Raw genomic sequence first — 22387 nt, 5'->3', positions numbered from 1 at the left:
CCCGGCCTCCACACCCGAAGCGCGATGAGATTCGGGCTGCATCGCGCGTGGCGCTACAGCCCGCCGACTATTCTCGCGGTGAGTTTCCTGGTGCTGATCGCCGTCGGCGCCCTGCTCCTGTGGCTACCCATTTCCAGCCACGGGGGGCTGACGTTTTCCGAAGCGCTGTTTACCGCCTGCTCCGCGGTTACCGTCACCGGCCTGGTGGTGGTGGATACCGGCGGCGCCCTGACCCTGTTCGGCCAGGTCGTGGTACTGGTGCTGATCCACCTGGGCGGCCTGGGCCTGATGACTTTCGCCGCACTGACGGTGATGGCGCTGGGGGTGCGCTTCGGCCTGCGCGGCCAGCACTTGGTGCGCGAAGCCATGAACCAGACCTCGCCCGGGGATATGCTCGCGCTGGTGCGCCGGGTGGCCCTGCTGGCGTTCACCCTGGAAGCCCTGGGCACAGTGCTGATGGCAGTGGTCTGGGTGCCGGAAATGGGTTTTTGGGAGGGGCTCTGGTTCAGCTTCTTTCACGCGGCCTCCGCGTTCAACAACGCCGGCTTCGGCCTGCGCGCGGACAGCCTCAGCGCCTGGGCGGGCCACCCGCTGATCAACCTGGTGATCACCGCGCTGTTTATTATCGGCGGCCTGGGGTTTACCGTGCTGACAGACCTGCGCCGCCATCGGCGCTTCTCCACCCTCAGCCTGCACAGCAAACTCACCCTGTCCGGCACTGTTATCCTGGCCCTGGGCGCCTGGCTGCTGATCATGCTGTTCGAGTGGCAAAACCCGCACACCCTGGGCTCCCTCTCCACAGGCGAGCGCCCCTGGGCGGCGTGGTTTACCGCTGTGACACCGCGTACCGCCGGCTTCAACACCGTGGATACCGCGGGGTTGATAATGCCCAGCACCCTGCTGATCATCCTCCTGATGTTTATCGGCGCCGGCAGCAACTCCACCGCTTCGGGCATCAAGGTGAGCACCTTTATGGTGATACTTCTCGCCACCCGCTCCTTCCTGCTCGGGCGGCCGCAGCCCAGCGCCTTCCGGCGCACGGTGGCCCTCGATGTGGTATTCCGGGCCAACAGCGTGGTGGTGCTGAGTCTGATGATGGTGTTACTGGGCACTTTCCTGCTGGTGGTTTTCGAACCGCAGCTACAACTGCTGGACCTGGTGTTCGAGGGCTTTTCCGCTTTTGGCACCGTCGGTCTGTCCCGAGGAATCACCGGCGAACTCTCCCTGCCCGGACAAGCGGTGCTGATGGTACTGATGTTCACCGGCCGGATCGGCCCCCTGGCCCTGGCCTTCTCCCTGGCCCGGCCGAGGCGCAGGCGGGTGCGCTATGTGGAGGAATTGGTGCAAGTGGGCTAAATTTACGTTTTCTTTACGACTTTGGAGTAAAACCTACTGGATTCGTTACGGCACAGTTCTCTAGCATCTCACCGCACAACCGGGTAGCAGGCCACCCTTGGCGATGTAATGCAAAAGTACCAACGAATAACCACCATTTTTAATCTGTGCAGCTTTCTGGTCTTCCTCTACAGCCTGACAATGCTGGTCCCGGTTTTCGTCGGCTGGCTGTATGACGAAACAGATGTCTCCGCTTTCCTGATCACTTTCGCGGTTACCCTGGTCTTCGGCAGCACCGGCTACCTGAGTACGCAACACCGAACGACAAGTCTGAGAACCCGTGACGGCTTTTTGGTGGTGGTACTCTTCTGGGTCATTTTCTCCATCGCCAGCGCCACGCCGTTTATCCTCGACACCCGCCTCGACCTGACACTGACCGATGCGTTTTTCGAGGGCATCTCCGGCATCACCACTACCGGCGCGTCGGTGCTGCAGGACATCGACAAGCTGCCGCTCTCCATACTCTACTATCGCGCACAGCTCAATTTTCTCGGCGGCTTGGGGATTATCGTGCTGGCCATCGCCGTGATGCCACTGCTGGGTATCGGCGGCGCCAAGCTGTATCAATCCGAAATGCCCGGCCCGCTGAAGGAGAGCAAGCTCACCCCGCGCATCGCAGATACTGCCAAGCACCTGTGGTTGATCTACCTTTCGCTCGCTGGGCTCTGCGCCATCTCCTACCGCATTGCCGGCATGAGCTGGTTCGACGCCGTGTGCCACAGTTTGTCCACTGTGTCCCTGGGCGGGTTTTCTTCCCATGGCGATAGCCTGGGGTTCTATACCAACAGTATGGCGATCGAACTGGTGGGCGGTGTCTTCACCCTGCTGGCAGCCATCAATTTTGCGCTCTATTTCCTCGCCATCACCAAGGTCAGCCTGAAACCCATCCTGAGGGATTCCGAGTTCCGCTTTTTTATCACCATTGTGTTCCTGCTGGTGAGTTTCACCTGTATAGAGCTGTACCGCGCCGGCACCTTCGACGCGCAGGGGTCACTGGTGCACGGTTTTTTTCAGGTGCTGTCCATCATGACCGACAACGGACTCACCGCGGCTGGTTATCCGAACTGGCCGGAGCATGTGGCAATCCTGCTAATCGGCTCCAGCTTCTTCGGCGGCTGCGTCGGTTCCACCTGTGGCGGCATCAAGGCTATGCGTTTCCTGGTGCTCTACCGCCAGAGCAAGGAGGAGATCAAGCAGCTGGTACACCCGGATGCCCTCAGCCTGCCCAAAGTCGGCAGAACCCTGGTATCCGAGCGGGTAATCCGCTCCGTTTGGGGGCTCTTCTTCCTGTATGTCTTTCTCGCCTGCTTCTTTATCTGGGGAGTCGTCGCCAGCGGGCACGACCTGAAGACTGCCTTTGGCACCGTCGCCGCCTGCCTCAACAATATGGGCGTCGGCTACGGGGACACCGCCTCGGGGTTCGGAGGTCTCACGAATGAGGCGAAGTGGCTGATGTATGCGGCCATGCTATTCGGCCGGCTGGAGATATTTCCTCTGCTGATTGTCTTTTCGCGGATTTTCTGGCGTTATTGACTTGGTCTGCAAACCCGGGCTCTGCGCTTTGCCCATCCTGCCTGCGCTCTTGCAGGAGCGCGCCCCCTCCATACCGCTTACCAGCTGTTCAAACGGCACGTTCGGGGTAGATGAACCGGTAACCGACACCCGCCTCAGTCTTGATATATTTGGGTTCGGTGGGATCTTCGCCGAGTTTTTGCCGCAGGTGGCTGACAATGATGCGCAGGTAATGGGTATCGTTTTGATGGCCCGGCCCCCAGATTTCCTGCAACAGCTGGGTCTGGGTTATCACGCAGTTCGGCGACCTGGCCAAGCGCGACAGAACCGCATATTCCTTGGGGGTTAGCCCCACATTCTTGCCGCTGACCCTGACCAGCCGCTTGCTCAGATCGATCAGCAGGTAACCATCATCCAGCACCGGCGGCTGATCCGGCTTTACGCGATCCCTTAGCACGGCCCTGATACGCGCCATCAGCTCCTCAATACTGAATGGCTTGGTTACATAGTCTTGGGCCCCGGCATCCAGCGCGCGAACTTTTTCCTGCTCTCTTGCCCGCACCGACAACACGATCACCGGCACCGAAGACCATCCGCGCAGTTCGCCGAGCAGCTGGTGGCCGTCCATATCCGGCAGGCCCAGATCCAGCACCGCCAGGTCTGGCTGCTGCCTGGCGATCAGCGCCAGCCCGTCGCCTCCATTATCGGCTTCGGCAACTTCGTAGTCCTCGCTTTTCAGCGCAATACGCAACATGCGCCGGATTTGTGTCTCGTCGTCGACGATGGCTATCTTTGCGCTCATTTTCTCACCTCATTCCGCGGGCGATCACAAGAAATCGCCCCTACAGCGCGGGGTTGTCCGGACATTCAACCGGCAACTCCACCACGAAGCGGGCTCCCTTGTTGCCCGAACCCGAATAGACGTGCACGGAACCGCCGTGCGCGCCGACCATGCCTTGACAAATTGCCAGCCCCATGCCTGTGCTCTGTTTTTTCTGGTCACCCTCGGAAACCACATAGAACATATCAAAGATCTGCTCGCGCAATACCTCCGGAATGCCCGGTCCCCGATCCTCTATTTCTATCACACAGTTGTTGCCTGCCGAGTCAACATTGATATTGATGCTCTCTCCAGGAGGGGAAAACCTGGCCGCATTTTCCAATATGTTGAACAGCGCCTGCTCGATCAGCGCCGCATGGGCAAACAACAAGGGCGGGGGCGATTTTTCGGAATATTCAGTTTTTACAGCAGGGAAATAGCGTCTCAGGCGCGCCAGCGCACTGCTGATGATATCGGAGATGGAGACCCAGTCGCGCTCGATCTTCAGGTTGCCGTGGCCGAGACGGGTCATATCCAGCAGGTTCTGGATATAACTGTCCAGGCGCCGGCTCTCCTGAAGTATGGTATCCACCAATTCGTCCCGATCCCCTGGCGCCAACCTCTTGTCCAGGAGTTTCAGGCTCTCGGCGGCGCCCATCATTGCCGCCAGCGGGGACCTCAGGTCGTGAGAGACTGAAGAGAGCAGTGCTGAACGCAGCTGCTCCACTTCAGTTTTCACCCGCGCGGATTCCAGGTCCCTGGTCAGTTCAATCCGCTCACGCAACAGCATGATCTGGCTCCGAATACGTGAGGCAGCAGGGCCGCAGATCAGCGCAATCAGAAAAAGAAATATCAGGGTGGCCAGTTCATCTCTCTGCGATACCACAAAGGTATGTCGCGGATCGGTGAGGAAAAAATTGAAACTGAGAAAAGACAGCACCGCGGCGAGAATCGCCGGACGCGATCCATACTTGAGCCCGGTAGCCACCACCACCAGCACATAGAGCAACACCAGGTTGTAGTTTTTTACCCAGAATTCAAGCAGTACCGCAAGCCCGGTGACCCCAGCCACCGCTAGCAGGGCAAAGAGGTAGCCGCTGCCCAGCGGAGCGCTCCGGTGGTGTCGCGGCTCCAGTTCAATCCCTATGATTTTCTTTCGGGTTCGCAAACGTCTACTCCACCTGCTCCAGCTTGTAACCGCAGTGCTTGCAGTACTCCGCATCGCTGTCGTGGCCGGCCCGGCTGCAGTTGTCGCAGCGATAGCTCGACTTATCCCTGCCCAGCTCACCGGCCAGCTCCGCAGTCACTATCCCGGTGGGAACGGCGATAATCGAGTAACCGATCAGCATTGCCAGGGACGCAATAGCCTGACCGACAACCGTGTGCGGCGTAACGTCGCCATAACCCACTGTGGTGATAGTGACAATAGTCCAGTAAATACTTTTCGGAATGCTGGTAAAACCGTTGCCTGGGCCCTCCACCACAAACATGACGGAGCCGAAAATCACACACAACACCAGCATGCCGGCATAGAAGATCATGATCTTGCGGCGCGACTGCCACAGTGAGCGCACCAGCAGATTGGCGTCGCGCAGATAGCGCATCAGTTTCAGAATCCGGAAAATACGCAGTACCCGCAGCAGGCGCACCACCAGCAAAGTGCTGGCACCGGTGAGGATCAGCGCCAGGTAGCTGGGCAGTATCGCCAGCAGGTCCACGACACCGTAGAAGCTGAAAATATAAGAGCGGCGGTTGACCGCGCAGTAGATACGCAGCAGGTATTCGATAGTGAACAGGCCGGTGAAAATCCATTCCAGGATAAAGAACAACTCGCCGTAGCGAACAGCGATCGCCCGCACCGACACCAGCAATACCAGCGCCACACTGATCAGAATGGCCCAGATCAGGAAGACGTCGAACATCCTCCCCGCCCGCGTCTCCGTGCCGAAGATTATCTCGTTCAGCCACTTCCGCCTTCCGCTCAATGCCATGCTTCCTCCCGTTTGCGGCCAACTATAGCGCCACCGCAAAGCCCCCGCTAGACAATCGACCCCCTCCACCCCACAATCCCGCCAAACGAAGCGGAGGTTGTTATGGCAAAAGAGAACCGTCTGGTCTACTCCACCGATCGCGGCCGCATCAAAGAGGAACCGAAACAGCAGGCCCGCCGCGACGAGGGCGACGGTATCGTGCGCATCCAGCGGGAAACCAAGGGGCGCAAGGGTAAAGGCGTCACCAGCGTGCGCGGCCTGCCGGGCACTGACGGTGAGCTGAAGCTGCTGCTGGCGGAAATGAAAAAGCGCTGTGGCTGCGGCGGTGCACTGAAAGAGGGGGTGATCGAGATCCAGGGGGACAAGCGGGCGGAGATCAAGGCTCTGCTGGAGGCGCGGGATTTCAGGGTCAAGTTGGCCGGGGGATAAGCTTGAAACCCGTTGTAGAAGCCGTTGGCCACGATGGAGCCCGCAGTTTTTTCTGAAGTCCATCCATGGCGGGCCTGCGGCCCGTTGCCGAGCTGGAGCTCGGCGTTCCCGGGGACCGGCCCTACATTCTTATCAGCCGCAACGGCTTCACCTTGAGGGCCAGCTCCCGCTCCAGGCATGGTTGCAACAGCTGCGCCAGCTGGATACGGTAGTGTTCGCACACCGTGGCGCCGGCATTTTTACATTTGAGCTCCAACGCCTGCAGCGCATCCCGCAATCGCTGCCGGTCCGCCGGCAGTTCCGGCAGCCGGCTGGCGCCGATGCGTTCCTCCAGCATTTGCGGCATCCCGCTCTCGCACAGAGCGGCGCTATTGCCCGCCGCTTCGCACAAGGCCCGCAACTCGCCGGCGGCCAGGGCATAGAATTTCTGCAGCAGTTCCCGCTGACTGCCATCCAGCGACAGGCGGTCGATCATCAGGCCGAAGATGTCGCCGTAGGCGTCGAGCTTTTCCAGCCTCGCCGCCAGCGGGCGGTAAGCGGACAGCTGCTCCAGGCGGCTTTGCGGGTCCCTCTGCTCCGCGGTGGGCATGGATTCCAGCGTGCGGATGATGCGCAGGTAAAAGACATTGAAAATCTCCCTCTGCTGCCGCTCCAGTTCCTCGCGACGGGCGCGGTTGTCCCGCAGGCTCTTATCCGCTGCCGCCGGGGTGGACCCCGAGAGGAAAAATGCTTCCGGCTCGATTTTTACCTGGGCCCTGACCAGCGCCGCTCCCAGTTGCATGGTCGCTTCGCGCAGTTGCAGCTCCTCCAGGCGCCGTTCCTGCTCCCGCAGCTCCACCAGCTTGCCGCGCAGCCAGTCGATGGCCTGCTGCAAACCCATGGCCTGCAGTTCCCCGTTCGCGGGTAGCTCCAATGGCAAAAAGCGGCGCGGCGGCAGCTGGTTGAAATACTCGGCCATCACCTGCCGGGCCTGATCGGATTCCTTGCTGGCACACAGCAAGCGGATGTTATCCACCGCCCGGCTGTCCTCCGCGGCAATCGCCGCGCTGACGGAACTGCAAAGTGCGCCAAAATCGGCAAAGAGTTTCTGTACCGAAAAATCCTGCTGCACCAGCGGTGCCAGGGACAGTTCCTCGGCCCAAGCGACGCGCTCGTTGTCCGCGGCCTGGGTCCAGTCCCAGGAATCCGAGGCCTGCGCCATCGCCAGTTCGATATTCGAGCGGGTTTCCCGGTCCAGGTTGCGCAGTGTCCAGGCGATGGCATCGGGATAATTGGTTAGCCGCTGACCGGCCAGGGAAGCCTCCCGGTTCACCTCCGCCACCACCAGCTCCGCGTGCACCAACTGATGCCATTTGTCGGCAAAAGATGCAAATGCCTCGCTGCCGATGACCTGCGCCGCCCAGGCATCCCCCTGGCGCTCCAGCAGCCGCGCGGTGGGCCCGGTGAGGCTGCGGTGCAGGTCGTGCAGCTTGTCCACCAGAGGAATGGCGGCGCGCCCTCCCAGCGTCAGTACGCGGTGCAGCGGTTTCAACGGCGGCGCCACCTGCCCGCCGGGCGACACCGCGCTGCGCTCGTTTTCCAGTGCCCACTGCATCCACTGCAGTCGCCGGGCGATATCCCGTACCAGCCACGCGGTGGTCCCGCGCAGTTTCCCCTTGTAGCCGCCGAGGGCGCGGGCGACCAGCGCCAGCAGTTCATTGCCGGACAGCGCGCGCACCGCTCCCAGACCCAGGCGCAGCGGCAACTGCTGCGCCTTTATGTCTCCCGGCGCCGGCTCGGCCACCACCTCCGCACCGGCGGAAACCGACAGATGGCTCACTTGCGGCAGCCCGGTCTTTTCCGTCAGAACCCGGAGCAACAAATGGAGGGCCGGCGCGCCGTCTCTCGACAGTGGCAACGGCGCCGCTTCGGACTCCGCGGCAAAACGCCCGGCGGCAAAAAACGGCCAGAGCAGCAGAGCCGCGAGTGCGATCAGCCCCAGTGACAACAGGCTGCCCATCAGTCCGAAAGCGCTAAGCTCTCCGGCTATCAATGCCTGCGGAATCTGCCAGAGCGCGCGGGCGGCGCTGTATACGCACAGGGCCGCAAACAGGACAAAAACCCCCGGCACCAGGGCGGCCAGCAGTGTACCCAGAGCCAGTTGGGCCCGGTCCGCGGAAGATTCGCCCGGCGCCGCCGGCAGATCGCCGAACAGGGATTCCAACTGGGTCCTCGCCTTGCTGTTGGCAGCGGTTGCGGGCTTTGTCCCGGCAGCTATCGGCGGCAGTCTGGCAACTTGCGCTTTCTTCTCCGTACGATTGTCCGTATCCGTTTTGGGTTTCTGCTCGCATCGCTTCTCGGCAAATTGCAGCTTGGCCAGCAGCGCGCGGTTGTCGAACTTGCCCGCCGGGTGGACCTCCACGCGCACGCCGACCTGTTGCAGGCGCGCGCGGTATTCCAGTACCTGCTTGGAAGAGAGCTGGTCCTTGATCACCCAGCCCCTGACCAGCAGTCTGCGCGCCTGGGGGAGGGGCACGGAAAAGGCCGCCGCCGCATCCTGCAACACCTGCGCCGACGATTTGGCGCGCAGGGTTTTTCCCGCGGAAACAATCTGGAACATTTGCTGGCCGGACATAGTTCACCCCAGTGGGTCAGCTGAAAAATCGGCGGTATCGGTAAGGTTGGCGGAGGGTAAAAGATTCCCGCCCCGCGCGGTGCGCACTGGTTCTCACCGGGGATGCGAAATCGATAGAATGGAGATAAAGGGTGGATGCGTGCACGGCTGGTGTGTGAGCGGCATCTCAGTTGCGCTTGTGCCCCCCTGTTGCAATCGGCAAAATGCGCGGCTACCAAGACAGGAATGATGAGAAAGGAAACCCCGCCCATGAGCGACGCCCCGGCAAAAAAAGTAGCCCCCTACGGCAGCTGGAAATCGCCAATCAGCGCCGACCTGCTGGTACAGGACAGTGTGCGCCTGAGCGAGCCCAGGCTGGTGGATGGTTGCACCTACTGGCTGGAATCCCGCCCGGCGGAGAAAGGCCGCTCGGTACTGGTCCGGCACTGTCCGAAGGACGGGCGCAGGGATATCACCCCCGCCCCACTGAACGTGCGCTCGAAAGCCCACGAGTACGGGGGCGCCAGTTACCTGATCAGCGATAACACTGCCTATTTCGTCCTCGCCGACGACCAGCGCATCTACCGCATGGATCTGGACAGCCAGATGCCCGAGGCAATCACCCCCGAGGGACCCTACCGCCACGCGGACCTGTTCCTCGACCGCCGGCGCAAACAGCTGCTCTGCGTACAGGAAGACGGCTCCCCGGAGGCGAATGGGGAAGAGGCGATAGCCCGTATTGTCGCCATCCACCTGGAAGCCCCGGAGAAAAACCCGCCGCGCATTCTCGCCGAGGGCGCGGATTTCTATTCAAATCCGGGCCTCAGCCCCGATGGCAGGTGGTTCAGCTTCCTCCGCTGGTTTCATCCCGATATGCCCTGGGACGCCACTGAGCTCTGCCTGGCGGAGCTGGACGACAGCGGCCAGCTGGGAACAGTGGAAGTAGTCGCCGGTGGCGGAGGGGAATCCATATTCCAACCCCAGTGGTCCCCGGAGAGTGAGCTGTTTTACGTCTCGGATCGGAACAACTGGTGGAATATCTACCGCCTGGGAGAAGACTCTCAATCGGGTGAGGCCTCTCCCCTGTGGGAAAAGAACGCGGAGTTCGCCACGCCCCACTGGGTGTTCGGCATGTCCACCTACGGATTTCTCACCTCAGACGAAATCCTCTGTACCTTTACCGAAAACGGCCGCTGGCACCTGGCCACCATCGACCTGGAAGACCGCAGTCACGCAACCCTTAAACAGCCTTTTTGCGATATCGAGGGCGTGCGCTGCGAGAGCCACAGGGCAGTCTTTATAGGCGCCGGTGCGGACAGATTCCCCGCGGTAATTGCCTACGACAATCACAAAAAAAACTTTGAAACCATTGCCAGCAGTAACCGCCACCGATTGGACAGCGGGTTTTTTTCCCAGGCCCAGGCCATCGAGTTCCCCGCGGGCGAGCGACAGGTACACGCCTTTTACTACCCGCCCAACAATCCCGATTTTCAGGCGCCAGAGAGCGAAAAACCACCGCTGATCGTATTGAGCCACGGCGGCCCCACTGGCGCCACCTCAGCGGGCCTGAACCTGAAAGTTCAGTACTGGACCAGCCGGGGCTTCGCCATCCTCGACGTGGACTACTCCGGCAGCACCGGCTACGGCCGCAAATACCGCGAGCGCCTGAAAGGCCTCTGGGGCATCCTTGACGTGGAAGACGTCTGCGCCGGCGCCGAATACCTGGTGGCCAAAGACCTGGCCGACCCGGAACGGCTGCTGATCAAGGGCGGCAGTGCCGGCGGCTACACAGTGCTGGCCGCCCTCACCTTCCACAGTACTTTCAAGGCCGGCGCCAGCCACTACGGCATCGGCGATCTCACCACCCTGGCGCGGGACACTCACAAATTCGAATCCCGCTACCTGGACAAATTGGTGGGCCCCTGGCCCGAGGCGGAGGAACTCTATCGCGAACGCTCGCCGATCAATTATGTCGATCAGCTGAATTGCCCGGTAATTTTCTTCCAGGGCCTGGAAGACAAGGTGGTGCCCCCAAGCCAGGCGGAGACCATGGTCGACGCCCTGAAGCAGCAGGGTATTCCTGTGGCCTATATCACCTTCGCCGACGAGGGCCATGGCTTCCGCGACGGCCGCAGTATCAGGATGGCGCTGGAGGGCGAGCTGGAGTTCTACAGCCGCATATTCAATTTCCAGCTGCCCGAACCGGGGCCCGGCATTACCATAGAGAACCTGGAATAAACCGGTGGGAAGATGGAGACCGCCGCGCCCTCGCGGTTCCCGCTATATCACCCCCGAAGGCGCCGCGCGCCTGCGCGCGGAAGTAAAGCGCCTGTGGGAGGAGGAGCGCCCGCGGGTCACACAAGCGGTAAGCGAGGCGGCCAAACTCGGCGACCGCTCGGAAAACGCCGACTATATCTACGGCAAGAAGCGCCTGCGCGAGATTGACAGCCGGGTGCGCTTTCTCACCAAGCGGTTGGAGGAAGTCACCGTGGTGGACCGCATTCCGGACGACCGGGAGAAAATCTATTTCGGCGCCTGGGTCACCATTGAGGATGACGACGGCAACACCCTCACCTACCGTATCGTCGGCCCGGACGAGTTCGATGTAAAGCAGGGATTGATTTCCATGGATTCCCCGGTGGCCCGTGCCCTGCTCGGGCGGCGGCTGGACGACGAGGTGAATATCCATATGGGGGAAAAACGGGTGACCTACTATGTAGTGGATATCCGATATCAGGAATAACCCCGCTCCTGAAAATATCCGACACCACACCAACAACCACCCGAAAAGCGGGTGCGGGACAAGTTCATCGTCCGCCCCGTAAGCGGGATTGAGAAAATACTGGGCTGGGGCTGTAGAAATTGCGGCCTCTGCTTCGTCCCGCGGCTGAATAACGAAACAAACGTCAGGGCCGAAGGAAACCGGGTTGTCCTATTATGTAGGGGCAATCCGCTGCCGGGAAGACTTGGCCCCCGGAGATGCCCAAGGGGCAAACAGCTCAGGAGCATGATGCAAGAATGCCCAAGGACGACATCCCCGCCCCGCTGAAGGCGTTTGTCGATTCTGAAAGCCTCGTCGCCTTCGGCATCGCCCTGGGCCTCGGGCTGCTGATCGGACTGCAGCGGGAGCGCACCGCAGACCGCCTGGGGGGTATCCGCACCTTTCCGCTGATCGCCCTGTTCGGCGCCCTGGCCGCGAGGCTGAGCGATATTCAGGATATTCCGTGGCTGGTACCGACCGGGCTGCTGTGCATGACGGTGCTAATACTGCTCGGCAACCTCGAGCGGCTGCGCGGTGAGGAAGAAAGTACCGGCATTACCACCGAGGTGTCTGCCCTACTGATGTATGTGCTGGGCGCTTTGCTGGTTCTGGGAGAACTGACGGTGGCCGTAGTGATCGGCGGCACCATCGCCGTGTTGCTGCACCTGAAGCCCAGTATGCACGCTTTCGCCGAGCGCCTGCCGGAACAGGATCTGCGCGCGATCATGCAGTTCGCGCTGATTTCGATGATCATCCTGCCGGTTCTGCCGAACCGCACCTTCGGCCCCTACGATGTACTCAATCCTTTCAAGATCTGGCTGTTGGTAGTGCTGATCGTGGGCATAGGGCTCGGCGGTTACGGTGCCTACAAACTGGTGGGCGCCCGCGCCGGTACCCTGTTAAGCGGCCTGATCGGCGGGCTTATCTCCTCCACCGCCACCACCGTGAGCTACGCGCGCCGGGCAAAACTGGAAAAAGGCATGGCGGGACTGGCTGCACTGGTAATCCTGATCGCCTCCACCAGTATGTTTATCCGTATGTTTGTGGAAATCACAGTGGTCGCCCCGCGCGTATCTGCCGTGCTGCTACCACCGCTGGCCGCACTGCTGCTGATCAGTGTGGTGACCTGCGCCTTTGGCTACCGCTTTTCCGAGCATCACGCGAGCGAGATGCCGACCCAAAGCAACCCCGCGGAACTCTCAGCGGCGCTGGTTTTCGGCGCCCTCTACGCCCTGGTCACCCTGGCCGTGGCGGCGGCCAAGGACTACTTCGGCAGCCGCGGCATCTACGTGGTGGCGCTGATTTCGGGTTTTACCGATGTGGACGCGATCACCCTGTCCACCGCCAATCTCGCCGGCGACGGTCTGCTCGAACCCTCCACCGCCTGGAGGGCAATGGTGATCGCCACCCTGGCAAACCTGGTATTCAAGGCGGGAGCCGCCGCTGCCCTGGGCGGACGGACGCTGTTCCGGCGCGTGGCGCTGCTGTTCACAGTACCTTTTGTGGCGGGAATACTGGTGATAGTCCTGTGGCCTGACGGCTGAGAGCAAGTTCGGGGAAGCCGGGATATTTCGGGCGTTTCCTCCTGCCAACCACCGTCGGGGCTATATTTCAATGCCCTTTTTGCGCAAATCCTCCCTGGCATCGTCAGCCTTCTCCAGCCCGCTGGCACCGATGAATTCCAGCACCTGCGGAGCTTTGATAAATTCGATCTGTGAATACTCCACAATTTGCCAGCGATTGCCCGAGGGATCCCGAAAGTCCAGAAAGTGATCCCCGAGAATAGGAATGTTCAACGCATCCAGGCGCGCCTTGACTTTGCTTTTGTCATCCACCACCAGACCGAAATGCCGATGCTTGTCCTTTCCGGTATCCAGATTTTCGAAAAGCGCAATAAACTGGTCGCCCAGTTCGATAAAGGCCATACCTCTATCTCTGGAGCGTAACTTGAACTGAAACAGGCTATCGAGAAAGCCAATGGCCTCATCCAGGTCCCGAACATCGAGGGCGACATGATTGATACCTACAGCTCTGGCTCTCTCTCCGCCTTCGCTCATAGCTTTCTCCTCGCGCCGGCCGGGATATCATTCAGTGCTTTTTATGCCATTTGTCGTCGTCACCCTTCTCATATTTTTCCTTGACCGCATTCCAGGCAATCTTGGCAGCGCGCTCTTCGGTGTCGGATTTATCCTTGTGTTGCTTCTCCGCACTATTAAACGCCTCCTTGTAGATTTCCTGGGCGTGCTTTGGCAGGGGATTCTTGACATTTTTCGGCAGTTCGTTAACGGATCTGTAGGGCATGGATTTGACCTGCTTGTTTTTAAAAAGGGGGTGGGACAACGCTATAGCAAGGAGATTAGTCCACAGATTCCGCCAACTGAGGTGTTCGGCGACAACCGCTCCACAGGATTATCTTCGGAATATAATGAACAACTTCCAGCCCCTCAAGGATTACCGGCAACCTGCCACAGCGCGTCTTTCCCGCCAGGATGCGTAAAACGCTTCTTCAAAGGTACGATAGTGATCTATCGTTTATAAGTAATTTAGTGCGCCGACCTTCCGGGCTCAAAGAGGTTATCCATGCGCCATTTCTATTCTGTTATGGAGTGGTCGGGAGAACTATGTAGTCAGTTGCAGTCGCGAGACAGCAGAAAAACTTCTGGGCCACCGGCTCTCGCCGCAATTCCGGTGGATATGGACTAATCTAGTCAGGGGTGGCGCCAATCGCCGCTCGACCGCCCAGTCAAAAATAACGCGCTAACATAATATCTCACCAATACGGACATGACATCGCCCGCAAGAAGCAGATCCACGCTGATCAACTCTTTGTTACTCGCAATGCTCCTATGCAGCTGCGACAAAAACCTCGGGTCCGATAAGGTAAAGCAGGAAAAGGGTTCAGCCACTCCGGTACCATCACTTCGACAGAATCGCACTGCAGACAAAGTACCGGACATTCCACCCGCCACTTACGTGGGTTCGAAGCAATGTGCATCCTGCCATCAGGTGGAGTACCGGCTATGGCGGCAGTCCCATCACGACCTGGCCATGCAGAAAGCCGGGGACGAAACCGTACTGGGAAACTTCGGAAATATTGAATTCGATTACTTCGGGACCGCTTCCTCGTTCTATAAAAAGGATGGCCGCTTCTACGTCAGGACCGACGGCCCGGATGGCAACCTGCATGACTACCCCATCGCCTATACCTTCGGTGTCTACCCGCTGCAGCAATATTTGGTGGAGTTTCCCGGTGGCAAACTGCAGCCCCTGGGCATTGCCTGGGACAGCCGCCCCCGGTCGGAGGGCGGCCAGCGCTGGTTCCACCTGTACCCGGAGGAGCAGGTTCATCACGGCCACTCACTGCATTGGACCGGTATCGACCAGAACTGGAATTTCATGTGTGCGGACTGCCATTCCACCGACCTGCAGAAAAACTACGACCTCGCCAGCCAGAGCTACGATACAACCTGGTCGGAAATCAATGTCGCCTGCGAGGCTTGCCACGGCCCGGGCTCACATCATCTACAGTGGGCAGTGAGCCCCATCGGGGAAATCGCCCACAAGGGACTCGCGGTTTCCTATACAGAGCGGAAACAGGCCGTGTGGGCCATGGATACCGAAACCGGTATTGCACACCTGCAACAAGCGGCAAACACACAGACGGAAATAGAGACCTGCGCCCAGTGCCACTCGCGCCGCGCCACCAGTTTCCCCGGTGCGCAGGCCGGCGATCCGTTGCTGGATAACTTCAATCCGGCACTGCTGCGCGAACCGCTCTACCACGCGGACGGGCAGATTAACGACGAGGTCTATGTCTACGGTTCATTTCTGCAGAGCAAAATGTATGCGGCAGGTGTGACCTGCAGCAACTGCCACGAGCCCCACAGTTTGCAGCTGCGCGCGAAGGGAAACGACGTCTGCGCCCAGTGCCATCTGCCCGCGCGATTCGATACCTCCAAACACCATTTCCACCCGGTAAACAGTTCCGGAGCCCAGTGCGTCAACTGCCATATGCCGGCAAAGACCTATATGCAGGTGGACGTACGCCGCGACCACAGCTTTCGCATCCCGCGCCCGGATCTCTCGGACGAGTTGGAAACGCCGAACACCTGTACCGGCTGCCACAGGGACAGAAGCAACAGATGGGCTGCGGAAATACTTCAGGGAAAATTCGGCAAGCCCATGCAAGGGCACTACGGGAAGGCCCTGTACGCCGGCCGCCACGGACTGCCCGGCGCCGAATCCCAGCTGATGCAACTGATCACCGACGAATCCCAGCCGGACATCGCCCGCGCCACCGCGGTGAGCCTGCTGCCGCGGTACCTGGCGATGGAATCCGCGCAGTTACTGCAGGCGATCGCCCGGGGAGATGCCCCTCTGCTCAGCCTCGGCCTGGCGCAGCAGCTTGAAACCCTGCCACCCCAGATTCTACCGACGCTGGCCATTCCACTGCTGTATGAGGACGGGCGGGTCACCGCATCCCTCGCAGCCAGCGCACTGGTCGGGATGCCGGAAGACAGCTTCCCGCCCGCCGTACAGCAGCAGCTCACCCGAGCCCTGAACAACTACCTGGAGTCGGAAAAGTTCAATGCGGATCGCCCCGAGTCCCTCACCAATCTTGCCGGCCTGCACGCCCAGCGGGGCAACCGCAGGCAGGCGGAAGCCTTTTACCAGCGGGCACTGGCAATCGCTCCCCATTACAGCCCCGCCTACATCAACCTGGCCGAACTCTACCGCGGCGCGGGGCGCGAGAAGGAGGTGGAAGCACTGCTCCGCGACGCGCTGCACAAAGCTTCTGACCGGGCAGTTGTCAAACACGCGCTGGGGCTTTCCCTCGCGCGTCAGCAGCGCAAGCCGGAAGCGCTGGAATACCTTCGCCAGGCAGCCGAAAGCCCGGCGGCAACCGGCCGCTATATCTATGTGTACGCCATTGCCCTGAATTCCAGCGGCAATCCGCAACAGGCAATTTCAGTGCTCGAGCGGGGGCGCCAGCACCTTCCGCGCGATCGGGAAATACTCGGGGCCCTGGTGTCCCTGAACCGGGAAACCGGCAACCTGGCGCAGGCGCAGCATTACCAGCAGCTACTGGAGTAACTTTCTACGCCCTTCCGGCCTGTGAATAGCCGGCTCAAACCGAAGACAACCGCGAACGCACGACAATTTCCGCAGTGAGGGTATTGTGCACAGGGCAGCGGTTGGCGATATCCAGCAGCTTCTGCCGCTGCTCGCCGGTGAGTTCTCCCTCCAGGGTTATCTCCCGCACAATCTCATCGATCTTGCCCTCCCTGGTCTCACAGCCCTCGCAATCCTGCGCATGAATCTTTCGATGCGACAGGATAGTCCGCACCCCATCCAGCGGGATACCCTTTCGGTCGGCATACATACGGATGGTCATATTGGTACAGGCGCCCAGTCCCAGCAGCACATACTCGTAGGGACCCGGCCCGCGGTTATTGCCGCCGACATCTTCGGGCTCGTCAGCGACCAGTTGATGTGGGCCGGAGTGCAGGGTTTGGGTGAACCTGCCGTCTCCGGATTCCTCGACTGTAACCACAATCGGAGCCTGTTCGCTCATGGCTTCTCCTTAAATTTAACGTACACCTTCAAGCAAATGCCGGGCGATTATCAGCCGCTGAATTTCGCTGGTGCCCTCGTAGATGGTGGTGACCCGCACATCCCGCGCCATCCGCTCCAGCGGGAACTCCCGGGTGTAACCCACGCCGCCGTGCATCTGCAATGCGGTGTAGCAGGACTCATTGGCTTTTTCCGTGGCGAAGAGTTTGGCCATGGAGGCGGTGGGGCCGAAGTGCATGCCGGTATCTTTCTGCCAGGCGGCCTGCATCAGCAGCAGGCGCGCGGCTTCCATTTCCGTGTACTTGTCGGCCAGCTGCCACTGCAGGCCCTGGAACTGGGCCAGCTTCTTGCCGAACTGCTCGCGCTCCTGTAGGTAGGCGCGGGCGCAATCCAGCGCCTCCAGGCCGATGCCCAGCGCCAGGGAGCCGATGCCGATGCGCCCGCCGGCCAGTTCGCCGGCGGCAATGCGGAAGCCCCTGTTCTCCTCGCCTAGCAGGCCGGCGGCGGGTATCCGGCAGTCCGCGAAGGACACTTCGTTGGTGACCGAGGCCTTCTGGCCCATTTTTTCTTCCGCCTTGCCGATAACCAGGCCCGGTGTGCCCGACTCCACCAGGAAGCAGGAGATGCCCTTGCCTTTTGGCGCTTCGGGGTCGGTCACCGCCCAGACCACGAAGACGCCGGCGAACTCGGCGCTGCTGATAAACAGCTTGCTGCCGTTCAACACGTAGTCGTCGCCGTCCCTGATCGCGCGGCAGTGCATGGCGGCGGCATCGGAGCCGGAGCCGGGCTCGGTGAGGCAGAAGGAACCGGCAGCGTATTCGCCGCTGCAGATTTTCGGCAGGTATTTGCTTTTTTGCGCGTCACTGCCCACCGCCTGGATCACTTCCGCCACCATATTGGTGACCGAGGTGGTGAGGGCGGTGGAAGCACAGCCGCGGGCCAGTTCGGTGATCGCCAGGCTGAAGGCGATGGTGCCGGCACCGGTGCCGCCGAATTCCGGGTCGATATTGATTCCCATAAAACCCAGCTCGGCCAGCTGCTTGAGCTTGTCCAGCAACAGCTCGCGGTCGGCGGTCTTATCCAGTTCCGCGGCGACGGGCTTCAGTTCATTGTCGGCGAAGTGGCGCGCCGCCTCCTGGATCATCTGTTGCTCTTCGGTCAGTGCGAAATCCATAGGTACCTGCTTCTATTATTGCTTACTGAGTTGCCAACTACTGTAGAGGTTTCTCGTGCAGTGCATGCCATCCCTGACGCAACCTGTTGCGACTTGAGCCGGGATCTTGAGCTGAAACTCCGGGAGGGGCGGGCCTGCGGCCCGCTGGCCGAACCGGGGCTCGGCCGGCTGTCAGCGCTTGCCGCTTTTCGCTCTGGGTTCGGGGTCCGGCACCGCCACCGCGGTATCGGTCTTCACCTCCTCCATCACCACATAGGTGTGGGTCTCGCGCACCCCGGGGACGGATGCCAGTTTTTCACCGAGGAAACGTCGGTAACCGAGCATATCCTTGATACGTATTTTCACCAGGTAATCGAAGCCACCGGCGACCATATGGCACTCCTGCACCTCTTCCAGCCCGGATACGTGCTGGTTGAACGCCTCGAGCGCCTCGGTGGCGGTGTCGGTCAGGCTGACCTGGATATAGACCACCAGGCCGGCGTGGACCTTGATCGGGTCCAGCAGCGCCACGTAGTCGCGGATAAAACCCTCCCGTTCCAGGCGCTTGACCCGCTCCAGGCACGGTGTAGGGCTGAGATTCACCCGCCGCGCCAGTTCCACATTTGGCAGACGACCCGCCCCCTGCAGGATGCGCAGTATCTGCCGGTCTATCCGGTCCAGGTCTTCCAGTTGTCGAGACATAGCAACATATCCTACTAGTGCTTACACTTTTCTTCGTTATATTTAACCACATGTGACGGCAAAATGGCGATTAATCCTGAGGTATTTGCCACATAATCCGGCTTATTATTCTGGTCCTATTATTACAAGAGTTTGGGAGACCATCATGTCGACATCATTCGCCGGAGATCTGCACAGTGCCCGCCAGCGGGCCCGACAATACCTGCACGCCGACGAAAACCAGTGCGTCGGAGAGCTGCTGGCAGCCCCGCGTCCGGATGACGCATTGCGCCAGAAAATTCTCAATACCGCCCGCGAGTTGGTGCGCCACTCCCGCCAGCAGCGCAGCAAGCGCGGCACCCTGGATGCGTTCTTACAGCAGTTCGGCCTTTCTAACAAGGAGGGCGTGGCGCTGATGTGCCTGGCGGAGTCCCTGTTGCGGGTGCCGGATGCGGATACTGCTGACAAGCTGATCGCCGAGAAAGTTCATTCCGGCAACTGGTCCAGCCACCGCGGCCAGTCCGATTCGCTGTTCGTCAACGCCTCCGCCTGGGGCCTGATGCTCACCGGCAATATCGTCGAGCTGGACCCGGATATCAGCGAGCAACCCTCCTCCTTTATCAAGCGCCTGGTCAGCAGCATGGGCGAGCCCATGGTGCGCGCCTCCATGATGCAGGCGATGAAGATCATGGGGGGCCAGTATGTGCTGGGCCGCACCATCGAAGAGGCGCTCAAGCGCGGCCCGGCGGAGAACGCCCCCGGCACCCGCTTCTCCTTCGACATGCTGGGCGAAGGCGCGCGCACCATGGCGGATGCCGAGCGCTATTTCAACGCCTATATGGCGGCGATCGAAACCATCGGCAAGGACAATAGCCAAAAAGGTGGGGACAAGCGCGATGTGGTGGAGGCCAACGGTATCTCCATCAAACTATCCGCCCTGCATCCGCGCTACAGCGCGCTGCAGCGGGAGCGGGTGATGACCGAGCTGCTGCCACAGGTAAAACGTCTCTGTGCAGCGGCGGCCAGGTACGACATGGGCCTCAACATTGATGCCGAGGAAGTCGAGCGGCTGGACATCTCCCTGGATATTTTCGAAGCCCTGGCCCACGATCCCGAGCTGAAGGACTGGCAGGGCCTCGGTTTCGTGCTGCAAGCCTACCAGAAGCGCGCCCCGCATGTAGCCGACTGGCTGATCGCCCTGGGCCGGGACACCGGTCGCAAGCTGATGGTGCGCCTGGTGAAGGGCGCCTACTGGGACACCGAGATCAAGCATGCCCAGCAACTGGGCCTGCCGGACTACCCGGTGTACACCCGCAAGTGCCACACCGATCTCTCCTATCAGGTGTGCGCCGGGAAGCTGCTGGACGCCCGCGACGCCATCTATCCGCAATTTGCCACCCACAACGCCTACACCGTGGGCTTGATCCTGGAGCTGGCCGGCGACACTAACGGCAGTTCCAACAACAGCTACGAATTCCAGCGTCTGCACGGCATGGGGCATCTCCTTTACGCTCAATTGAGGGCGGTGCACGGCAAGCGCGTACCGGTGCGGGTCTACGCCCCCGTCGGCGCACACAAGGATCTGCTGCCCTACCTGGTGCGCCGCCTGCTGGAGAACGGCGCCAACAGCTCCTTCGTCAATCGCTTTATGGACGAGAAGACCCCCGTCGAGGAACTGGTGCAGGACACCATCGAACAGAGCGAGGCCTGCAATCCCTATCGCCACCCGCAAATCCCCCTACCGGAGGACATCTACATGGGCGCAGAGGTACTACCAAGAAAAAATTCACACGGCCTCGAGCTGACCGACCCAATGGCGGTGGAACCGCTGCTGGCGACAGTGGAAAAGCTGCGCAACCGGCAATTCTCCGGCGGGCCCATTGTCGACGGCGCCATGGGCAAAGCCGACGAGCCGGTGCACAACCCGGCCACCGGCGAACTGGTGGGCCACACCGCCAACACCGACAAGCACCTGATAGACGCCGCCTACCGCTCCGCCACCGAGGCCCAGCGCGACTGGGACCGCCTGGGCGGCAGTGAACGGGCGAAGATCCTCGACAGGATCGCCGAGCTCTACGAAAAACACATCCACGAACTGACCGCGCTGATCTGCCTGGAGGCCGGCCGCACATTGAACGACGGCATCTCCGAAGTGCGCGAGGCGGTGGACTTCTGCCGCTACTACGCCAACGGCGCGCGCCAGCACTTCGGCGGGCCGCAGGAGCTACCGGGCCCCACCGGCGAGAGCAACGAACTGGTCCTGGGCGGCCGCGGCGTCTTCGTCGCCATCAGTCCCTGGAACTTCCCCCTGGCGATCTTCACCGGCCAGGTGGCGGCCGGCCTGGCCGCCGGCAACGCGGTGCTCGCCAAGCCGGCGGAGCAGACTCCGTTGATCGCCGCCCGCGCCATCGAGCTGATGCACGAGGCCGGGGTGCCCGCGAAGGTCCTGCACCTGATCACCGGTACCGGCGCCGCCGTGGGCAAACCGCTGATCGAAGACCCGCGCCTGGCCGGAGTGGCCTTTACCGGCTCCACCGAGACCGCGCGCCTGATCAATCAGCAACTGGCGGTGAAAGAGGGCCCCATCACCCCGCTGATCGCAGAGACTGGTGGCCAGAATGTGATGATCGTCGACTCCACCGCGCTGCCGGAGCAGGTAGTGGACGATGTGATCCAATCCGCCTTCCTCAGCGCCGGCCAGCGCTGTTCCGCCCTGCGCATCCTCTGCGTACAGGACGTGATCGCCGACAACCTGTTGGAAATGCTCCGGGGCGCCTGCGAAGAGCTGACCCTGGGGGATCCGGCGCTGCTGGAAACCGACATCGGCCCGGTGATCGACGAGAAGGCTCTGGGCATGCTGGAGGCCCACCGCGAACGTATGCAGAAGGAAGCCGAGCCGCTGTTCTCTTTCGATCGCGACAAGCTACCCAAGACAGGCACCTTCTTCGGCCCACAGGTGGTGGAGATCGAGGATTTCTCCCTGCTGGAGCGGGAGGTCTTCGGCCCCTTCCTGCACGTGGTGCGCTTCAAGGCCAACGAGTTGGAAGAGGTGATTCGCCGCATCAACGCCACCGGCTACGGCCTGACCTTCGGCCTGCACTCCCGTATCGAGGGGCGCGCCGGCGCGGTGTTCAAGCGGGTGAACGCGGGCAACTGTTACGTGAACCGGGATATGGTGGGCGCGGTCGTGGGCGTAAACCCTTTCGGCGGCCAGGGCCTTTCCGGCACCGGCCCCAAGGCCGGCGGCCCGCACTACCTGTTCCGCTTTGCCAACGAGAAGACCAAGACCATCAATACGGTGGCCACCGGGGGCAATACCCAGCTGTTCAGTCTGGCGCAGTAAACTTCGGGATTCGGGACTCGGGACTCGGGACTCGGGACTCGGGACTCGGGACTCGGGACTCGGGACTCGGGACTCGGGACTCGGGACTCGGGACTCGGGACTCGGGACTCGGGACTCGGGACTCGGGACTCGGGA

Annotated in this window: 17 protein-coding genes; 8 read left to right on the top strand and 9 right to left on the bottom strand. The window is 61.1% G+C overall.

All coding sequences use genetic code 11. From position 1 onward, the window contains the following. Positions 1-24 precede the first annotated feature (24 nt). Positions 25-1356: a TrkH family potassium uptake protein gene (locus ACRC0P_RS10520; RefSeq protein WP_438630618.1), complete on the top strand. Its 1332-nt coding sequence runs from the start codon at positions 25-27 to the stop codon at positions 1354-1356. A 108-nt stretch (positions 1357-1464) separates the two neighbouring features. Next, positions 1465-2928, top strand: a complete 1464-nt coding sequence (locus ACRC0P_RS10515; RefSeq protein ID WP_438630616.1) for a potassium transporter TrkG — start codon at positions 1465-1467, stop codon at positions 2926-2928. 88 nt (positions 2929-3016) lie between these two features. On the opposite strand, the gene ACRC0P_RS10510 is transcribed toward ACRC0P_RS10515, so the two are convergent. Genes ACRC0P_RS10510 through ACRC0P_RS10500 form a run of 3 tightly spaced genes read right to left on the bottom strand, consistent with a single transcriptional unit; the run spans position 3017 to position 5718 of the window. Then, complete coding sequence (locus tag ACRC0P_RS10510; RefSeq protein ID WP_438630614.1) at positions 3017-3709, bottom strand: response regulator; 693 nt, start codon at positions 3707-3709, stop codon at positions 3017-3019. 40 nt (positions 3710-3749) lie between these two features. Next, entirely contained in the window at positions 3750-4895 is a 1146-nt protein-coding gene (locus ACRC0P_RS10505) for a sensor histidine kinase (RefSeq protein ID WP_438630612.1), read from the bottom strand. Between the two features lie 4 nt (positions 4896-4899). Continuing rightward, complete coding sequence (locus ACRC0P_RS10500) at positions 4900-5718, bottom strand: ion transporter (RefSeq protein WP_438630610.1); 819 nt, start codon at positions 5716-5718, stop codon at positions 4900-4902. Positions 5719-5820: 102 nt separating this feature from the next. Here ACRC0P_RS10500 and yciH point away from each other — a divergent pair, with 102 nt between their 5' ends. Then, positions 5821-6147 carry a stress response translation initiation inhibitor YciH gene (yciH, locus tag ACRC0P_RS10495; RefSeq protein ID WP_438630608.1) on the top strand — a complete coding sequence of 109 codons (327 nt, stop codon included), beginning with the start codon at positions 5821-5823 and terminating at the stop codon, positions 6145-6147. Positions 6148-6268: 121 nt separating this feature from the next. On the opposite strand, the gene ACRC0P_RS10490 is transcribed toward yciH, so the two are convergent. After that, a complete protein-coding gene (locus ACRC0P_RS10490; protein WP_438630606.1) occupies positions 6269-8761 on the bottom strand; it encodes a hypothetical protein in 2493 nt (830 codons plus the stop codon). Between the two features lie 249 nt (positions 8762-9010). On the opposite strand from ACRC0P_RS10490, the gene ACRC0P_RS10485 reads away from it, so the two are divergent. The 3 genes from ACRC0P_RS10485 to ACRC0P_RS10475 all read left to right on the top strand — a co-directional run bounded on the left by ACRC0P_RS10485 (position 9011) and on the right by ACRC0P_RS10475 (position 13045). Beyond that, entirely contained in the window at positions 9011-10978 is a 1968-nt protein-coding gene (locus tag ACRC0P_RS10485) for a prolyl oligopeptidase family serine peptidase (protein WP_438630604.1), read from the top strand. 4 nt (positions 10979-10982) lie between these two features. Beyond that, a complete protein-coding gene (greB, locus tag ACRC0P_RS10480) occupies positions 10983-11483 on the top strand; it encodes a transcription elongation factor GreB (protein WP_438630602.1) in 501 nt (166 codons plus the stop codon). Between the two features lie 275 nt (positions 11484-11758). After that, a complete protein-coding gene (locus tag ACRC0P_RS10475) occupies positions 11759-13045 on the top strand; it encodes an MgtC/SapB family protein (RefSeq protein WP_438630600.1) in 1287 nt (428 codons plus the stop codon). Positions 13046-13105: 60 nt separating this feature from the next. Here ACRC0P_RS10475 and ACRC0P_RS10470 read toward each other — a convergent pair whose 3' ends face one another. After that, positions 13106-13558, bottom strand: a complete 453-nt coding sequence (locus ACRC0P_RS10470; protein ID WP_438630598.1) for a VOC family protein — start codon at positions 13556-13558, stop codon at positions 13106-13108. A gap of 31 nt (positions 13559-13589) precedes the next feature. After that, a complete protein-coding gene (locus tag ACRC0P_RS10465) occupies positions 13590-13802 on the bottom strand; it encodes a ChaB family protein (RefSeq protein ID WP_438630596.1) in 213 nt (70 codons plus the stop codon). Between the two features lie 672 nt (positions 13803-14474). On the opposite strand from ACRC0P_RS10465, the gene ACRC0P_RS10460 reads away from it, so the two are divergent. Then, positions 14475-16595 carry a tetratricopeptide repeat protein gene (locus tag ACRC0P_RS10460; protein ID WP_438630594.1) on the top strand — a complete coding sequence of 707 codons (2121 nt, stop codon included), beginning with the start codon at positions 14475-14477 and terminating at the stop codon, positions 16593-16595. 34 nt (positions 16596-16629) lie between these two features. Here the strand turns inward: ACRC0P_RS10460 and ACRC0P_RS10455 are convergent, their stop codons facing one another. The 3 genes from ACRC0P_RS10455 to ACRC0P_RS10445 form a co-directional block, all read right to left on the bottom strand. Beyond that, entirely contained in the window at positions 16630-17076 is a 447-nt protein-coding gene (locus ACRC0P_RS10455) for an OsmC family protein (protein ID WP_438630592.1), read from the bottom strand. Positions 17077-17091: 15 nt separating this feature from the next. Beyond that, positions 17092-18249 carry an acyl-CoA dehydrogenase family protein gene (locus tag ACRC0P_RS10450; RefSeq protein ID WP_438630590.1) on the bottom strand — a complete coding sequence of 386 codons (1158 nt, stop codon included), beginning with the start codon at positions 18247-18249 and terminating at the stop codon, positions 17092-17094. A gap of 171 nt (positions 18250-18420) precedes the next feature. Then, positions 18421-18930: an Lrp/AsnC ligand binding domain-containing protein gene (locus tag ACRC0P_RS10445; protein WP_438630588.1), complete on the bottom strand. Its 510-nt coding sequence runs from the start codon at positions 18928-18930 to the stop codon at positions 18421-18423. Positions 18931-19075: 145 nt separating this feature from the next. Between ACRC0P_RS10445 and putA the strand changes: the two genes are divergently transcribed. Continuing rightward, the gene (gene putA / locus ACRC0P_RS10440; RefSeq protein WP_438630586.1) at positions 19076-22252 is read left to right on the top strand and encodes a bifunctional proline dehydrogenase/L-glutamate gamma-semialdehyde dehydrogenase PutA; all 3177 of its coding nucleotides are present in this window, start codon (positions 19076-19078) and stop codon (positions 22250-22252) included. Positions 22253-22387 lie beyond the last annotated feature (135 nt).

Origin of the sequence: Microbulbifer sp., from assembly GCF_051659245.1 — a bacterium.
GTDB lineage: Bacteria > Pseudomonadota > Gammaproteobacteria > Pseudomonadales > Cellvibrionaceae > Microbulbifer.
The sequence above is the reverse complement of the archived record's forward strand: the minus strand, read 5'-3'. Positions and strand labels throughout refer to the sequence as shown.